This window comes from Tolypothrix sp. VBCCA 56010, from assembly GCF_050875635.1.
Lineage (GTDB): Bacteria > Cyanobacteriota > Cyanobacteriia > Cyanobacteriales > Nostocaceae > Hassallia.
The window spans coordinates 1-16,147 of record NZ_JBPAOH010000070.1 but is presented as its reverse complement, the minus strand read 5'-3'; the positions used below and the strand labels follow the sequence as shown (position 1 = coordinate 16,147).

Annotated in this window: 19 protein-coding genes, 2 rRNA genes and 1 riboswitch; of the genes, 6 read left to right on the top strand and 15 right to left on the bottom strand. The window is 41.7% G+C overall.

The genetic code is table 11. The annotated features are described in order from the left end of the window. Nucleotides 1-6: 6 nt before the first annotated feature. The 3 genes from AABK37_RS22455 to AABK37_RS22445 all read right to left on the bottom strand — a co-directional run bounded on the left by AABK37_RS22455 (nucleotide 7) and on the right by AABK37_RS22445 (nucleotide 1,687). On the bottom strand, nucleotides 7-612 hold the full coding sequence (locus AABK37_RS22455; RefSeq protein WP_432553742.1) for an SH3 domain-containing protein: 606 nt from the start codon (nucleotides 610-612) through the stop codon (nucleotides 7-9). 300 nt (nucleotides 613-912) lie between these two features. Further along, nucleotides 913-1,167 (bottom strand): SemiSWEET transporter, encoded by a 255-nt coding sequence (locus tag AABK37_RS22450; protein ID WP_432553758.1) that lies wholly within the window; start codon nucleotides 1,165-1,167, stop codon nucleotides 913-915. Between the two features lie 46 nt (nucleotides 1,168-1,213). Beyond that, complete coding sequence (locus tag AABK37_RS22445; RefSeq protein WP_432553757.1) at nucleotides 1,214-1,687, bottom strand: hypothetical protein; 474 nt, start codon at nucleotides 1,685-1,687, stop codon at nucleotides 1,214-1,216. A gap of 224 nt (nucleotides 1,688-1,911) precedes the next feature. Between AABK37_RS22445 and AABK37_RS22440 the strand changes: the two genes are divergently transcribed. Next, the gene (locus AABK37_RS22440) at nucleotides 1,912-2,559 is read left to right on the top strand and encodes a DUF1003 domain-containing protein (RefSeq protein ID WP_432553741.1); all 648 of its coding nucleotides are present in this window, start codon (nucleotides 1,912-1,914) and stop codon (nucleotides 2,557-2,559) included. Between the two features lie 26 nt (nucleotides 2,560-2,585). On the opposite strand, the gene AABK37_RS22435 is transcribed toward AABK37_RS22440, so the two are convergent. After that, nucleotides 2,586-3,122 (bottom strand): retropepsin-like aspartic protease family protein, encoded by a 537-nt coding sequence (locus tag AABK37_RS22435; RefSeq protein ID WP_432553740.1) that lies wholly within the window; start codon nucleotides 3,120-3,122, stop codon nucleotides 2,586-2,588. A 602-nt stretch (nucleotides 3,123-3,724) separates the two neighbouring features. Here AABK37_RS22435 and AABK37_RS22430 point away from each other — a divergent pair. Further along, complete coding sequence (locus AABK37_RS22430; protein WP_432553739.1) at nucleotides 3,725-4,030, top strand: hypothetical protein; 306 nt, start codon at nucleotides 3,725-3,727, stop codon at nucleotides 4,028-4,030. Nucleotides 4,031-4,604: 574 nt separating this feature from the next. After that, nucleotides 4,605-4,832 (top strand): hypothetical protein, encoded by a 228-nt coding sequence (locus AABK37_RS22425; protein ID WP_432553738.1) that lies wholly within the window; start codon nucleotides 4,605-4,607, stop codon nucleotides 4,830-4,832. A 205-nt stretch (nucleotides 4,833-5,037) separates the two neighbouring features. On the opposite strand, the gene AABK37_RS22420 is transcribed toward AABK37_RS22425, so the two are convergent. Next, complete coding sequence (locus tag AABK37_RS22420) at nucleotides 5,038-5,280, bottom strand: hypothetical protein (protein WP_089131412.1); 243 nt, start codon at nucleotides 5,278-5,280, stop codon at nucleotides 5,038-5,040. On the opposite strand from AABK37_RS22420, the gene AABK37_RS22415 reads away from it, so the two are divergent. After that, nucleotides 5,273-5,482, top strand: coding sequence for a hypothetical protein (locus AABK37_RS22415; protein WP_432553737.1), 210 nt, complete (start codon nucleotides 5,273-5,275; stop codon nucleotides 5,480-5,482). The two genes, AABK37_RS22420 and AABK37_RS22415, sit on opposite strands and share 8 nt — an antisense overlap. A 216-nt stretch (nucleotides 5,483-5,698) precedes the next feature. Beyond that, nucleotides 5,699-5,824: riboswitch (cyclic di-AMP (ydaO/yuaA leader) on the bottom strand. An 87-nt stretch (nucleotides 5,825-5,911) separates the two neighbouring features. On the opposite strand, the gene AABK37_RS22410 is transcribed toward AABK37_RS22415, so the two are convergent. The 6 genes from AABK37_RS22410 to AABK37_RS22385 form a co-directional block, all read right to left on the bottom strand. Beyond that, nucleotides 5,912-6,121: a hypothetical protein gene (locus AABK37_RS22410; protein WP_432553736.1), complete on the bottom strand. Its 210-nt coding sequence runs from the start codon at nucleotides 6,119-6,121 to the stop codon at nucleotides 5,912-5,914. After that, complete coding sequence (gene pgmB, locus AABK37_RS22405) at nucleotides 6,105-9,197, bottom strand: beta-phosphoglucomutase (protein WP_432553735.1); 3,093 nt, start codon at nucleotides 9,195-9,197, stop codon at nucleotides 6,105-6,107. The genes AABK37_RS22410 and pgmB overlap by 17 nt, the downstream gene beginning before the upstream one ends. Before the next feature lie 827 nt (nucleotides 9,198-10,024). Continuing rightward, complete coding sequence (locus tag AABK37_RS22400; protein WP_432553756.1) at nucleotides 10,025-11,638, bottom strand: NAD(P)H-quinone oxidoreductase subunit 4; 1,614 nt, start codon at nucleotides 11,636-11,638, stop codon at nucleotides 10,025-10,027. Between the two features lie 277 nt (nucleotides 11,639-11,915). Continuing rightward, a complete protein-coding gene (locus tag AABK37_RS22395; RefSeq protein WP_432553734.1) occupies nucleotides 11,916-12,422 on the bottom strand; it encodes a hypothetical protein in 507 nt (168 codons plus the stop codon). A 45-nt stretch (nucleotides 12,423-12,467) separates the two neighbouring features. After that, complete coding sequence (gene thrB / locus AABK37_RS22390; protein ID WP_432553733.1) at nucleotides 12,468-13,391, bottom strand: homoserine kinase; 924 nt, start codon at nucleotides 13,389-13,391, stop codon at nucleotides 12,468-12,470. Between the two features lie 262 nt (nucleotides 13,392-13,653). After that, nucleotides 13,654-13,830, bottom strand: coding sequence for a hypothetical protein (locus AABK37_RS22385; protein ID WP_432553732.1), 177 nt, complete (start codon nucleotides 13,828-13,830; stop codon nucleotides 13,654-13,656). A 176-nt stretch (nucleotides 13,831-14,006) separates the two neighbouring features. Here AABK37_RS22385 and AABK37_RS22380 point away from each other — a divergent pair, with 176 nt between their 5' ends. Then, nucleotides 14,007-14,213 (top strand): helix-turn-helix domain-containing protein, encoded by a 207-nt coding sequence (locus AABK37_RS22380; RefSeq protein ID WP_432553731.1) that lies wholly within the window; start codon nucleotides 14,007-14,009, stop codon nucleotides 14,211-14,213. Nucleotides 14,214-14,247: 34 nt separating this feature from the next. On the opposite strand, the gene AABK37_RS22375 is transcribed toward AABK37_RS22380, so the two are convergent. Beyond that, a complete protein-coding gene (locus tag AABK37_RS22375) occupies nucleotides 14,248-14,379 on the bottom strand; it encodes a hypothetical protein (RefSeq protein ID WP_432553730.1) in 132 nt (43 codons plus the stop codon). 30 nt (nucleotides 14,380-14,409) lie between these two features. Between AABK37_RS22375 and AABK37_RS22370 the strand changes: the two genes are divergently transcribed. Continuing rightward, entirely contained in the window at nucleotides 14,410-14,949 is a 540-nt protein-coding gene (locus AABK37_RS22370) for a hypothetical protein (protein ID WP_432553729.1), read from the top strand. Nucleotides 14,950-15,176: 227 nt separating this feature from the next. Here the strand turns inward: AABK37_RS22370 and AABK37_RS22365 are convergent, their stop codons facing one another. From AABK37_RS22365 to AABK37_RS22355, 3 genes are all read right to left on the bottom strand, one after another. Further along, nucleotides 15,177-15,689 carry a DUF29 family protein gene (locus AABK37_RS22365; protein WP_432553728.1) on the bottom strand — a complete coding sequence of 171 codons (513 nt, stop codon included), beginning with the start codon at nucleotides 15,687-15,689 and terminating at the stop codon, nucleotides 15,177-15,179. A gap of 112 nt (nucleotides 15,690-15,801) precedes the next feature. After that, nucleotides 15,802-15,919: ribosomal RNA gene (rrf, locus tag AABK37_RS22360) — 5S ribosomal RNA — on the bottom strand. 127 nt (nucleotides 15,920-16,046) lie between these two features. Then, nucleotides 16,047-16,147 (bottom strand): 23S ribosomal RNA (locus AABK37_RS22355); the annotation flags it as partial.

The following is a 16,147-nucleotide window of genomic DNA, read 5'->3' as shown; positions in this document are numbered from 1 at the left end:
TTTTATTTAATTTCCAGAACAATCTCTAAGGACGATTGAAGGAATATAACCGTTTACCGGAGATGAAATTGGTACCCAACCATCTTTGCCACGATTTTTGATTATGACACGCTGACCACTTTCTAGAACTCCTAAAATCGGACTGTTAATTGAGGGTTGTTGCCGAACACGCAGAACACCTCCAACAAAAATTTTGCGACAGTTATCTGAAGAAGTTGCTGTTTCAAAGGGGGGTACTGGCTGTTCGCATGACTCGAGATGTTTAGCAGATACATAACCTGACTGAGGTGATGAAATCTTCACCCAGTCACCTGCGTAGTTTTCAATGATTACAAGGGTTTGATTGCGTAATGTGCCAATAATTGCGCCATCTGGACTATAGCGGACATTGAGATTGTCGCCCTGTTGAGTGGCAACTCGGCGGCAATTATCTGGAGTCTGCGCCAATTGATATTCATCGGATGCCGGCGATGATGCTTGTTTGATAATAGATAATTGGATGTCTTGACTTGTAAGTGTATTAACAGTAGTTGAGGCAGCAGGAAAAGCTGTTATCAGTGAAAACATAGCAGCTGCGGCTAGAGATTTTTGGCAGTTTTTTAACGGTTTCATTAGCAAACCTCCTAAGCATGAGAATTATTAAAGTCAAAACTTCTAAATAGTGATTTAAGATATTAGACGTGGTAAAAAGAATTAAAGTTCTCAAAGCAAAGAGTTTGTATAAAACTTGGATGCCCTTAACCTCATTTTCAAGCGGAGTTAAGGGCAATACGTTGAGTTAACTGAAAATTGCTGTAAGCTGTCGCGCCTATAAGAACGCACTTTTTTATTTTTGGGCAAAAGAATTAAACCATCAGCCCAAAAGTTTAATTTGCAAGCCTAGCAGCTTAGTACTTTATCAAGTTTTAGCGATTAATTGTACCTGATCTTCAGTACCAAAATTACAGAGGCTAAAAGTAAGGTAACGATGTTAGCGGCAATCAGAGGAATATCCTGAACATAAACGCCATAAACCAACCATAAAATAATACCTGTACAAAGGGTAATCAGCATACTCCAAGAAAGGTCTGAAGCTGATTTCGACTTCCAAGTTTTAATCAGTTGAGGCAGATAGGCAATTGTAGTCAGCAATCCAGCTATTAGACCCAAAGTGGTTATAAAATCAATTTCCATTTTTCCTCGCTACCTAATACCCTAATTTCATCCCTCAAAGTTATCTTTGTGTACTAGCTGCGGGTTTTGAACGCTGTTGTTGGTAAAAGCCAACAACTTTTTGCACATAAGCAGCCGTAAAACCACTGTTGCAGCCTGTATAGTTGCCAGTCATCCACCAACAGGCAACACCACGCACAGCTGCGGTTTCGTTGTTCTTAGTCGCGGCAAACTGCTTGTTTAACTCCCGACGGGTGATGCAACTTACAATTTGACGTGCAGTTGCAGGGCTATTTTCAAACTCCGCTGGTGTGAGTTCCTTTTTTAGACATGTTCTTGACCAACCTTTGAGGGTTTCTGGTTTGACTTGCCATTCGCTATAAAGTCCATCATTGGCAGAACCGGTTTTTGGTGCAGCTTGTCGCAATGCTTCTACCATCGCTGTTATTTGGGCATCAGATACTGCCTGTTGTGCTTGTGCTGGCAATGATAACAGTCCCAAACTGATGATAACTCCAGTGAGTAGCGATCGCATGAATTTCCTCCTCATTACCTTAAACTTACTTCATGTATGCGTGCTTTAGAAAATTTCTCACTTTCGGTAGCGCTTGGGGAATCCTACTAAGGATAGGTTTACGCCTATGCATTACTTTTTTCTATCGTTTTCAATAATAATAATATTTGCTTGAAATTTTCAAGCCGCGTACATTGAAATTATAGAGATTAAACACAAATCCAAATAAACATAATAGGTGTAACATGAATCCTACAAAAAAAGTCTTATCAAACAGTGTTGATGCAGAAGTAAATCAAAAGCGATCGCTAGAAAAAACCTCCACTGAAAAATCAACTCTTGGACATCGGCTTGCCGATTCAATGGCAGCGGAAGTGGGTTCTTGGAGATTTATTATCAGCCAAAGTGCGGTTTTGGCGGGGTGGGTTGGCTTGAATATGATGCCCGGAGTTCCCCATTGGGATCAGTCACCTTTCATGATGCTTAACTTAGTATTTTCATTTGCCTCAGCTTATACAGCGCCAATCGTTTTGATGAGTCAAAATCGGCAGTCTGATATCGATCGCAAAAATGACAAACTTGACCATCAAGTGAATTTAAGAGCTGGACAAAATATTGAACTGCTTCATGAAAAGTTGGATAACTTGCATTCTCAACAGCTAAAAGAACTGACTCAAATTGTTAAACAGCAACAGCAAATTATCAATGAGCTTAAAGTAACTTTAGTCTCTAAATCAGACGATACTAAAGAAGTTAAAATGAATGTAGTGCCAGGACTAAATGTGCAAATTAACGGGAAATTCTCCAAAGAAAATTCTAGTAACAAACCCTTCACTTTAGAGCAAGCGATTGGAGACAATGCCAAAGTTGTCGAAAAGCTAACTCATCGGTAATAAGAAATGAAAATCTGAATTTTCACTCATCGACGGTGAAATTCAACTACTTTTTCGAGAATTCTCACATCGTAGCTGTCAAAAAAATCGTGACCTAATAATCCGATGCCGGCTTTTGGAGCGATCGCTACCTCAACATTATTAACGATAGCTCCACCAACTGCAATAGACTTAACCTGACTTGTAACGAATTGTACCCTGCTACCATCAGCAATTTCCGCGCTCATCGTACCTGTAGCTTGAAGTTTGAGGTCACTTGCCATTCCCTGAGTGATGACGGTACCGCTAGCACCTGTATCTAAAATCATCTCAAAGGTTTTGTTACCATTAAACATTACCTCAATCACCGGAGTTTTCCCCAAACGGCGTTTAATCGGAATCCGAAAAATTCCATTATCAGATGCTGTGACACCGCAGAGACTACCCAAACTAACCGTTTTACCCGAAGAAGTCACCATAAAACAGCCTCCTGGATCGTCAGCCATTGTCCGACGCGGAAACACCAAAAACATCAGCCCAGGAATAACCGCCATCAAACCTAGCCGACTCCAAGCATTTTTCATATAATATCGCTCTTGTACCTGTTTAAATCTGTATATTATTAGATTGCCCAAATTGAGCCGAAAAATCTAAAAGTATCCAGCAGTTTGCATTTATTATGGATTAGTATCACGCAAAGGCGCAGAGGCGCAAAGAGTAAGACTTTGCGATACTGGATTTTATATTTTTTTTCCAGATAACTATACAATTTTGTTATTAAATAATATTAAATTATATTTAATAAATACATATTACATCTAAGAAATACTTAAATCATTAAAGATTAAGTAAAGACACTTGTCATAACTTTAAGTAAGACGAATATTTCTCTTCTTTGCGCCTGGTGCGCCTCTGCGTGAAATTCTTCCTCAAAATCCAGGAGAATGATGAAAAAGTTATCAAACTTACCACCCCAATTATGCTTCACTCAGTAATAGTGGCTGTGTAAAAAACTGGGGGTAGCACAATGTCAAATTTGAGAAGTACTCATTGGGGCTGGTTCTTAGGAATTGCAATAACTAGTATCAGTTCTGCCAATTGTGCCATAGCCCAAATTACCCCAGATAGCAGCCTACCGAATAATTCTCGCGTCACAACAATGTTCTAGCTGGAGGTGGCGGTAGTATTGCAGTCAACGCCCGCAACGCCAGATATTTTGGGAGACAGTACCCTTTTAGCAGGCATAGGTCAAGGTTTGGCAACAGCTGACTCTGTTGCGGGAGATATTGCGCTTAATGCCACAGGAGAAATAAAAGTTGTTGGGGAAAACAGCAATATCTTTAATGTTGTGCGATCGCAAGCATTGGGCAGTGGAGGGAATTTAACGATTAACACTCAACAGTTGCTAGTGCCAGATAAAGCACAAGTCAGTGCTATCACATTTGGTGCGGGCAAGGGGGGAAATTTAACCCTCACTAGCGCAGCAGCATAAACCCAAGACACCTGCCGCGAAATTATCGTCAAGACAATCATGCGATCGCAATCGTACCTGCAACTGGCTGGGTAATCAACGATAAGGGCGAAGTAACGCTGATTTACTCTGTGTCTAATGCTACTAATTTGGTATCTGCTCCCGTTACCTGCCCTAATCAGTGAACATTTTTCGGGTGCGTTACGAACAATAACGCACCGTAAAGAAGAGCGCACTTTACATTTCTAGAGCGATCGCTGCTACTAAATCTAAGTGAAAACATCATCTCTCATTATAAGTATTTCTTATGATTTGTATAGAATATTCTGTATGAATCATCGTAGCTCGATTTTAACCTAATTGTTATATTTATTAACATAATCTCAGAAATCAATATCTCTTATTGAGATTTGAACTTCTCCTACAAACCTCGGTTCATCGCACCGAGGTTTTTTATTGCCAAGAAAAATCAAGGTTTGTATCAGACTAAATAAGACAAACCTTTACTCAATGCATAAAATGCTTATCTTTCTTACGACAGGTGACAAATCTTATAGAAATTGCCAAATTTATATAAGATACTTTTTTTCCATCCATGCAACGAAAATTTTTTATATCAGTTGAAAAAAAAGAGGAATTATTTCACACAGAGCTAATCAAATGTGGCGTAGACTACCAAAAAGCTGCACAAGTTGCTCATATTTTAGCTCTGGAAAAACCAGATGAGCTTTTGACTGAAAAAGAGATAGAACTTACTAAAGAAGTTTGTCAAGAGTGGTTAACACATCATAAACGCTTGACTTCAATTTTTAGAGACTACTAATAGTTCTTAATTTTATTAACGTTGCCAGGGAAAAGAACCAAAAAAAAGTATTGTCAACTTAACCGAAAGCTGATATACCTGAAAAATACCAGCTTGACACGTACCGTGATTTAAATTTGTTCTCAATCATCTAGCACAAGTGTTTGTTAAGTTGACAGTACCCACAATAAGCGCTCCCGTTAAATTTTTATTAATGCCATCATGATCAAGAAAGCCCTGTAACCTTGATTTGTTCTTGGCTAATCTTCATCAATTCGTAGAGGTCAGAGGCATATAAATCTTCGTGACTTGGCTTGTCTGTTTGACTTGTTGCTACAATTGGATCGCCGTAAGCTTTGGTTCTGCCAATTAGTAAAAGTTTTTTGCCAGCACATTCGCCAATTAGTTGAAAATTGTAATCAGGGAAAAATTCTACATCTGTAAAGAAAGTACGATTTTTAATGGGCATTTATATCTCCTTTGTGAAACACGCTTGCAAAATGGCGATCGCCTTATTCTCTAACCATAGCGCTGCAAAACATTATCCGTGTTTTACCAGCTACAAATACGCTTTATTGATGGATTTAGACTTTAATTTGATTAATCGTTCAATGCAAACTCTACCGAAATTTAGTGCTTCAGCTTCTGTGAGAAAAGAGAATGACTCCTGATACTGATTTTCTTCCAACTCAGTATAATCAACACTAACGCCGTTCAACTCTTTCTTCGATTTTACAATCGACTGCTTGTAATTAATCATCCTAGCCTCCGTGTATTTGTGGCGGTTGGCGAGGTGGGTGAAAAAACAGAATACATCACTGCCAATAATAACAGTGATGCCACTTAGAAGAGCAAAAAGACAAATGCTTAGAGCAAGCTTATGTCAAAGGTACTCCTCCCAATGCCGACGGAGTTAGCTGACGGGCTAAGACTGGAAGGTGTCTTTCTCTAAAAAGAGATTCGCCCCAATTACTGGTTCCTCCGCTTCTAATCTAACTTGGCTAGATTGAATTAGGCGATTTTACCCACTTACTTTATTAATAAAATATACTGAGATGTCCTAATAGTCAAGAGGCATAAGCTCGGAAATTACTTAGGATTTACCATTGGATCGCGGTAGGGGATGAGGGGGATGAGGGGGACAAGGGAGACAAGGGGACAAAGAGACAAGGGGACAAGGGGGACAAGGGGACAAGGAGGACAAGGAGGACAAGATAAATTTTCTTCTTCCTCATCTCCCTCATCTCCCTCATCTCCCTTGTCTCCCTTGTCTCCCTTGTCTCCCCTACTTCCTTATCTTGCCATTCCACCTACAAGTGCAGCTTGGTTATCGCTTGTAACTATTTGCTGCTGTAAATCTTGCCAGCAAACGTTTTCCAAACTGGGTAAAACAACATGTGCTTTACCCACTCTTTCCACTGGACCTAGCCCAACAGTTCGCATTCCCGCAACCAGCGCACCTTCTACACCTGCGCTTGCGTCTTCCACCACCACACACTCGGAGGGTGAAAGCCCTAATTTTTCGGCTGCAAATAGAAATACGTCTGGTGCTGGTTTCGGTTGGGAGACGCTGTAACCATCAGCTACAGCATCTAATTTATCAGCAATACCCAAGCGATCGATGACAGTTTGGGCATTTTTGCTAGATGAACCTAAAGCGACTTTAACCCCAGCATCTCGCAATTCCTGTAATAAATTAGATACTCCAGGCAGCAAGTTATCTGGCTTGATACTGTGCATGAATTCGAGATAGTAACGGTTTTTACGTTCCATCATCTCCTGAATTTGCTCTTCGGTTGCCTCGCTGTCGCCTAATATATGCAATAGCGATTCTCGACGCGGCAATCCTCGCATCGCTTCATTTGCCTCGCGGTCAAAAGGAATACCTTCTTCATCTGCCAGTCGCTTCCAACCCAGATAGTGAAACTCCGAAGTATCAGTTAAAACGCCATCTAAGTCAAAGATGACACCTTGGATTTGGGAGGGAAAGTGGGGAGTGGGGAGTGGGGAGTGGGGAGTGGAGGAGGGGGAGGAGGGGGGAGACAAGGGAGAAATTTTTCCAACGAGTCCTCCTTGTCCCCCTTGTCCTCCTTGTCCCCTTGTCTCCTTGTCTCCTTGTCCCCGTATCTCCTTGTCCTCTTTACTGGCAGTCAAATCAAAGTCATACCACTCATTGCGCCATTGCAAGCGAAACTTGAGGCGTGTCCAATTAGGTGGTAAATTAGGACAAGCTACAGGACCAAATTGAGTCATGCGGATACCGCCAAACCCGAAAATCACAGCTTGCCAAACTCCACCTGCACTGGCTGCGTGAATTCCTTCACCTGCATTACGGCGGACATCTTCCAAGTCTACCAATGCTGCCCGCTGAAAGTGGGTGTAAGCTTCGGTTGGTTGATTCAAATCGCAAGCTAAGATGGCGTTAATTGCAGGACCGAGAGAAGAACCATATGTGTGGTCGGTGCGGGGGTTATAATAATCCCAATTGCTAGCGAGGGTTTTGCAGTCATAGCGATCGCGTAGCAAATACAGTAACATCAACACATCAGGCTGTTTGAGAATTTGCTTTTCGCTGGTGGCTTCAATTCCCAGCAAACCTTGCATAGATTTGGTGCGAGGTTCGTAATCTTCTAAATTGACATGTTCTAGCCCGAAAAAGCCTTCAAATTGTTCAATTAAGCCAGTTTGGGCATCTTGATTCACAAATATATGCTCTCGGATATCAGCCCAGCGTTGCAACCTTTCGCTAACTAAATCGAGTTGTTGCGCCAGATGTGCCCAGGTATCGGGATAAGCTCGTTTTAGCCAGTTCCACATCTCCAAAGCTGATTGTAAGTGCCATTGCACCATCAAATTGGTGAAAGCATTATTATCGACGCGATCGTGATTTTCATCCGGTCCAATCACATCACGAATATCGTAACATTGGCGCTGTTGATTCCATTCAACCCGACTTTCCCAGAAAACAGCCGTATCTAAGATAATTTCCGCACCATAATCGCGCATCCACTCATCATCGCCGGTAATCTGCCAGTATTGCCAAACTGCATAAGCTACATCAGCGGTGATATGCACTTCAATGTCACCGCACCAAATGCGAACTAAATTGCCATTGGGATCGGGAACCCAGCGCGGAGTAACTTCATCCCCAGTTGTGGCACTTTCCCAGGCATACATTGCCCCTTTGTATCCAGCTTCTTGAGCTTTGCGTCGCGCTCCTGGTAAACTGTGGTAGCGGTAGGTAAGCAAGTTACGCGCTAAGGCGGGTTGAGTTAAAGTCAACAAGGGCAAGACAAAAATTTCTGTATCCCAAAAAATATGTCCGCGATAGGCGAAACCGGAAAGGGTTTTGGGAGGAATACTTACTCTATCGTCGTGACGCGGTGCAACTGCCAGCAATTGAAAGAGATTGTAACGAATGCTGAGTTGAGCCTCGCTGTCGCCTTCAATAATTATATCATTATCTTGCCAAACTTGATCCCAAGCGGTAATATGAGCCGCTAACAAAGTGCTGTAACAAGGTTCATCAGCTAACCGTTGCAGCGCAGCTTCCATCGGCTTTTCAGTCTCCCTGGAAGTAAACACCGTGACAATCTTTTCTACAGTCACCGTTTGCTTTGGCTGTAGTTGCAAACAGGCAGTCGAAGAGGGGGGGAGGGGGGGAGTGGGGGATGAGGGAGACAAGGGAGATGAGGGAGAAATTCCTGCTTGTCCTGCTTGTCCCCCTGTCCCCTTGTCTTTCTCTACCACCAACTTAGCAGCCATTCCCAGTTGAATTTCTGAGTGAAGAGTTTGGCTGTGTAGCCAGATAGTATTATCGATGCTACCTTGGTTGAGAGTTTGCCAGTGTTTTACACCTTGGGTATCTTGTTCTGCGTTAAACTGAAATTCAACTTCGATATCACCTGCAAAATCTATTGATGTGATTTGACAACGGATTGCCAAAACATGTTGATCTGCTAAAGAAGCAAAACGCTCAAAGTGAAAATCTAAAGTATGACCGTTAGGCGATCGCCATCTCACATCACGGCTAACTATACCCAAACGCATATCCAGCCGACGTTCGTATTTGAGGATTTCACCACTATCCATACTAAAGCGATCGCCTGCCACTTTCACCACTAAAGGCAACCAGCTTGGACAGTTGACAAGTTCCGTGTGGGCAATGCTTGTATCATCATACACACCATGAATTAGTGTGGCTGGGCAATCTTCCGGATAACCTTCCTCGAAACTTCCCCGCGTGCCCAAGTAACCGTTACCAAGGGTGAAGACAGTTTCTTTGTGGTGTAACGCTTTCGGCTCGAACTTTGTTTCAATAATGTGCCAAAAAGAGGCATCAATTAGTTGTTTTTGTTGAGAATTATCAGCAGATACATTAAGCATGGCGTAAGAAGACCTATATTTGGGGCTAGGTGTGGGCAAAATGAAATAGAATTTTTAAGGGCAACGTCAGTAATTTACTGTTTGCCTTTCTTGTGCGCGACTGTTTCGGCTGTGATTATAGCCCAAACAGCCACAAGTGACGTTGGCTTGAAGAAAAACGTTCCCCTTTTCATCCCCCTATAGATAGGTTTAATGAATAGCTCAAGTTAATAATGAGAAATGCGACAAAATATACGATTTTTTACATTTAGAGAATAATTGTAGAAAAACTACATATTTTGCATTGCAGCGATAAAGCATTTTTGTGCATTCTGGGATTTGGCTGTAGATGAGGCGATCGCTATTTTTCCCAAAAACGCACACCGAAGCAGTAGCATGTCTGGCAAATCACACATATTGTAGAGACGTTCGGTCTGGAACGTCTCTATTGAATGACGTGATATTATATCAAATCCGGTAGCATCAGCATCTAAATAATTAAAAAACCGCAGAGACGCTGAGGACGCAGAGAAAGAGGAAAAAGAAATAATCCCGATACAAATGAATTTTATATTACACAATATTTTGGGAATTTATCAGCACTTACATAAAAAGTCTCTTAAATTCTTATTCCTTTGCTACGAGTGTGCGGCAGTCGCTACAACTTTCTCGGCAGCTTTTCGGGGGAAGCTTAAGAGCGAAAACGTGACGAGTGGAAAATACGCAACGCGCTGCCTTGACGAGTGCGTGAAATAATCATCCCAAAAAGCTGTGGGGATGATTGCGAAATCACCCCCACATTCTTCTGTTATAGAATTTACTTGCAGTACCCTTATTGAAACTTATATCTATTCAGCAATATCAACAAAACCTTCAATTTGAGAATCAGCCAATGTTGGAGAAGTAAAAATACGAGAGTAGAGACTTGATGGCTGTTGTTCGGCGAATACTGGTAAAACCTGACGCGCATGAGTTGCAACTTCCACTGCCTTAACCTCATAAGTCTGGGTTGCTAACTTAGGATAAAAGCCGATACCGATGATGGGAAGCAGCAGACAAGCAGTGATAAATAACTCGCGGGGCTTGATATCAGGTAGTGTAGCATCTAAATGTAATTCTTGATTTTGCTTACCGTAGAAGACTTGACGCAGCATCGACAGCAAGTAAATCGGAGTCAAAATCACGCCCACGGCTGATAGCAAAACGACTACAACTTTGAAGCTAGAACTGTAAACGTCACTCGAAGCGATACCGAGAAATACCATTAACTCACCAACGAAGCCACTCATTCCTGGTAAAGCCAGAGAAGCCATTGCACCAGCGGTAAATACTGCAAAGGTTCTGGGCATTACTTTTGCCATACCACCCATTTTTTCCATCATCAAAGTGTGGGTGCGTTCGTAAGTTACCCCTGAGAGGAAGAATAAGCTAGCGGCAATCAAACCGTGAGACAGCATTTGTAATACTGCACCACTCATACCAATTTCAGTGTAGGAAGCGATGCCAATCAGCACAAACCCCATGTGAGCAATCGAAGAGTAAGCTAAACGACGCTTAAGATTAGTTTGGGCAAAAGCGCAACAAGCACCGTAAACAATGTTGACTACACCCAAAATCGCCAGCACTGGAGCAAAATAAGCATGGGCATTAGGCAGCATTTCCATATTGATGCGGATGAGGGCATATCCTCCCATCTTCAACAATACGCCTGCTAAAATCATCGAACCCGGTGCTGATGCTTCACCGTGGGCATCAGGTAGCCAAGTGTGTAAAGGGAAAATCGGCAGCTTTACCCCGAAGGCAATTAAGAAACCTGCGTAAGCCAACATTTCTATAGCTTTGGGATATTGCTTCATTCCCAGAGTTGCCATGTCAAAGGTGACGGTATCTCCAGAGAATGCGATCGCAAAACCCGCAATTAAAATAAATATTGATGCGGCAGCAGTGTAGAGAATGAATTTAGTAGCTGCATACTGGCGGTTTTGTCCTCCCCAGATGGAAATTAGCAGGTACACCGGCACTAATTCGATTTCCCACATCAAAAAGAATAACAGCAAATCCTGAGCGAGAAACACGCCAAGCTGGGCACTGTACATTGCCAACATTAGCCCATAAAACAAACGCGGCTTGTTTGTTACTTTCCAAGCCGCGAATATTGCGAGGGTATTAATTAAGCCTGTCAGCAGTATCAAAGGCATCGACAGACCATCTAGTGCTAGTGACCAATTCAAATTCAACTGCGGTACCCAAGGATAGCTTTCTACAAGCTGGAATGTTGAACTTTGAAAATCGTAGCTTTGCCACAAGGCATAAATCATTAAGGCAAAGTCGGCGATCGCTATCCCCAAACCATACCACCGGACGGTTTTGCCCTCTTTATCTGGGATAAGCGGAATGGCTAGGGTAGCCACTAAAGGCAAGAGAACTATGGTTGTTAACCAAGGAAATTCAACGGCATTCATCACTGACAATCAATTTGTTTTTTCTCTTTTGATTACATTATATTAAGGAATTTATAGTTTTGTAAATGTTATTTCTCCCGAAACAATCGAATCTTTGGCATAAATTAGAATAAATACTTATTTATGCGGATGAATTTATTCTAAGAGTGAAGTTTTGTTAAGTCAATAAAAAGTGGCAGCTATCGCTACCGTTAAAATTTGTAATATAAGTTCTGTCTTCAGGAGGATGTATAGGCTGGCTGAGGTGTATAGTTCAGCAAAAATGACTAATTAAGCTTTAAACTATACGGTTGACAATTGTCCAAACATCAGAATCGGAGCGGACATGAGGAACGGATATAGTTTTGAAGCCAGTAATAAACGGTTTGTAATAAACTTGCCAATACATTGGACTAATGCGATCGGCACAATCTTTGAGGATTCGTATTTCCGCTGCAAGTTCCCCAGCTAGTTGATTAATGCGTTCAGCATGAATTTTAGCGAGACTTCTAGCAGACTCTAACTGTTCTTGGGGCGATTGTTGTAGGTTAGAAAAAGAGTTTAACTGAGCTTGTTTATTTTGTAATTCAGCTTTCAAAGCAGCGATCGCATCATCTATTCCTTTAATCTCCGTTGAGATTTGGGCTGTTTCCCTGGCATGATGGCGATAAGCTTCAGCTATTGCCTGGGGTGAAGAATTTTCGTTACTTATCACCACATCATTAATAGTCAGAGTAGCGCGTTCCTGCTGAAGAGCATCAATTTGAGAGCGAATCGCTGCAATTTCTGCTTGTATTTGCTCCATAATAAAGTCCTGAGTTTTAAGTGAGTGTAAGATATCTGGGGAATTTTATGGTTGAGTAGTGCTGCTTGCACCTTGAGTATCAAGAGAAAGCGATCGCACAATCGCACTTATTCCTTGTTGCTTCCAAGCAGCAGTCATCGCTGTCGCAACAGCTTGTGAATGCAACTCATCCGTCAAGGCTAAAAGCGTCGGTCCTGCACCACTAATTACCATGCCATAAGCGCCAGTAGCAAGCGCAGCTGAATTTACAGCATCGTACCCCGGAATTAGCGCTTTTCGATAAGGTTGATGTAACTTATCTTGTAAAGCGGTTTTTAACCAATTATTGTTGGCAGTTTCCAAACCGCGCAACAATAAGCCCAAGTGTGCAGTATTGAAAATTGCATCTGCACGACTTACTTGAGTTGGGAGAACTTGCCGCGCTTGTTTAGTTGAAAGCTCAAAATCAGGAATCGCTACCACTGGCACAACATTATTATGCCAGGGAATTTCACAAATTTCCCAAGCGTTGTCAGCAGTCGCAGCAAGACGACATCCACCCAACAAAGCGGGAACGACATTATCGGGATGTCCTTCGATAGCGATCGCTAACTCCATCACCTGCGACTGACTTAAAGGTTCACCTGCCAACAAATTAGCACCAATTAATCCACCAACAATCGCTGTTGCCGAACTACCTAAACCCCGTGCCAACGGTACACCCATTTTAATCTCGATTTTTACAGGTGGCGGTGTCTGCTGCAAGTGTTGGTAGAAAGTGACAAACGCCTGATAAACTAGATTACTCTCATCAGTTTTAACGGTTTCAGCCCCCGTACCAGTGACAGAGATAATTACCCCAGCTTCTTCAAGACGAGTGAACTTAAACTCGTTGTAAAGCGTCAAAGCTGCGCCAATACAATCAAAACCCGGTCCTAGATTGGCGGTTGTGGCGGGGACTGTAACAGTTACACAAGAAACAATAGACATTTATAAAATACTTTGCAATCATCAATAAGCATCCCACGTAAGTGATTAATTTGGTTATAGATAATTTAAATGATGTGCAAGACACATCCGATCGCATGATTGTTTTGAAGTGAGCGATCGCTCATTAGCCCACTTTGCAAATCTATCTTTCAACAACAGCGGCAGTTTTTTAGTTTACAGAAAGTGAGAAAAGCGATCGCCCATTACTTACACTTGTTAACTCAATTGAGACAACTGAGCCTCAAGCATACGTCTCTGGTATCTAATCAAATATAATTACACGATCTACCTGCGGTAGCAATTGCCGCAGAATCTGTAAATAGGCGTCTGCGTCATTTCTACCCCAAAACCGAGCAACTACCAATCGCTGGATATTGGGTAGCTGCCGAATAATACACCAAGGATGAGTATTTGATTTTGGCTTTGATGTTGATATCATAGAGCAATCCTTCCTATGATTATAGGATGTGTTAGGAATAGCGATCGCTCTCAAGTTTTCCAGGCGAGACGAGCGATCGCTTTTGATGTTGTCATCTCCAAAAATCGAGATTTCGATTTTTGAGGTTATAACTATTAAAAATCGAAATCTCGATATTGTCAAGCTCAGGATGAGGCGTGTTTAGATTGCGAATTAAAGAACTTGCAGCAGAGCGGGGTTGGACATTGAAAGAGATATCTGAGCGTTCCGGACTTGCTTACAGCACTGTTGCAACTTATGCAAACTCTCCTGGAATGGCAATGGTTAACCTAATTTCTGTTTTGAAGTTAGCGCGTGTCTTTGGTGTATCAATTGAAGAATTGATTGAAGTGCTGGAAGAATAAGCTCAAGCAGATGTATATTTCGCACCGTTCAATTTTAAGGCGATCGCATTTGATGGGGTGAGGTGCGATTCAATTTTAAGGCGATCGCATTTGATGGGGTGAGGTGCGATCGCCATCTAACATTACAATTGCCCAGTCGTCCTATCCTCAAACCGGCGTTAAGCACGCTCGTGGCAGTTTACCATGTGGCGAGGAGATGATGGAGATATGGATAGATAATGATGAGTATCGAGGTCAACACTATTACCAAAAGGATTATACCGTGGGAAAGAAAAACAACTTCCGTAAAACTTGGAAAACATTAACTGAGCTAGGTCAGGAATTTGGAGTATCAGCCGTTAAATTTGGTAATTTGCTTAAACAGCATGGATTGCGTGAGAAAGATGGTGAACCTAGTCAATTAGCAAAGGATGGTGCAATATTTGAGAAAATTACACCAAAGGAAGGTAAACCTTATTATTTATGGCATAGTCAAAAAACATCTGAATACCTTATTTCTCAAGGTGTAGCCAAAAATAGCGTATCAGCTGAAGATGCTGAAAAAATGACTTCAGCTCGAAAACTGGCACGTTCTTACATGGAAGCCCAAAAGCTAGATGACGAAGGTTCTAAACTCGGTTACATGATGCTTTCTGAAATGGTAGATGACATTAAAAAAGTTGGTTTAGAGCGATTTAATCAAGCTCTTAAATCAATTGGTTACAAAGGTGACGAAGTTAATTTAGAAGGTTGGTAACAAGATGGCTACTCTCACATACTGCAACAGTTCCACAGCATCACACAAGCTGAGTTAGTAATGATATTTCATCTTCAAAGGGCAGCGCGATCGCTCATATGGAGCGATCGCCGGAAATAAGCAATCTGTAGGCAAAACTGAGAATAAAGCGCTGGATGGGTTGACTGCTAGTTAGGTAAATCTGAATTTATTATCTTACCTGCAAATACTTAATATAATTATTTTCACTAACCTTCTTCCCACTCTTTGCCACCAGGTAACTCACTCAACATCTCATCAATAGCACCAGGCAAACATTTTTGAGAATTTGTATAAGTCAAATCTAAAAAAGCCTGTACTACTTTTATAATCTGAGATTTATCTACAATTGCTTCCAGTCGCTTAGGTGTATACAAACCATTTAAAACTTCAGCAGATGCAGGCTTGATTGCGGCATCAAAAGCAGCATCCAGCAACTCCTCCCATTCAGTTTGCTTCACATAATGATAAGTCTTATTATCCTGTAAATTTAAATCTTGAATTTCTAAAATTGAACCTTCAATCGAAGCTGCCCAGGAATTAGTTAATCTTTGTTCAACCTGATTTTTAATCAAATGAATAATGAGTCTGATGAGAAAACTTCTAATATTTCGGATATAACTCTTTCGACTCATCAACTCTAACTCATCAACAATTACCAAAGCATCATCATAACGTCCCTCAAGAATAGACTTCCTTAAATCCCAAATTTCTTGAGTCATAGCGATTTATTCCAAATACTAAATTCAGCTTATTCCAAATACTAAATTCAGCATAAACGAAAACTCCCTTGCTCTGATCAGAGAAAGGGAGTTTTCGTTGTGTTATGAATAAACCTGGCATCGAGCTATTTTGGCGTAGGGCTACCCCTAAACTATCGTCGCCGCTGCGGCGTTTCACCTCTGAGTTCGGGATGGGGTCAGTGTGGTTCCACCGCGCAATTAACACCAGGAAAACCTTTTGGGAGGGGGAAAGGGGAAAGGGGAAATATTTATTTCCTTTACCCTTTTCCCTTTAACCTTTACCCTTGAAATGAATCGCTGAAGACTGCTGTATGAAGCGAATTAACCAATTGTGTAGAGGTCAAGCCCTCGGTCTATTAGCACGGCTCGGCTGCATACATTACTGCACTTCCACCTACCGCCTATTAACAAGTGTTCTACTTGTGACCTTACCTACT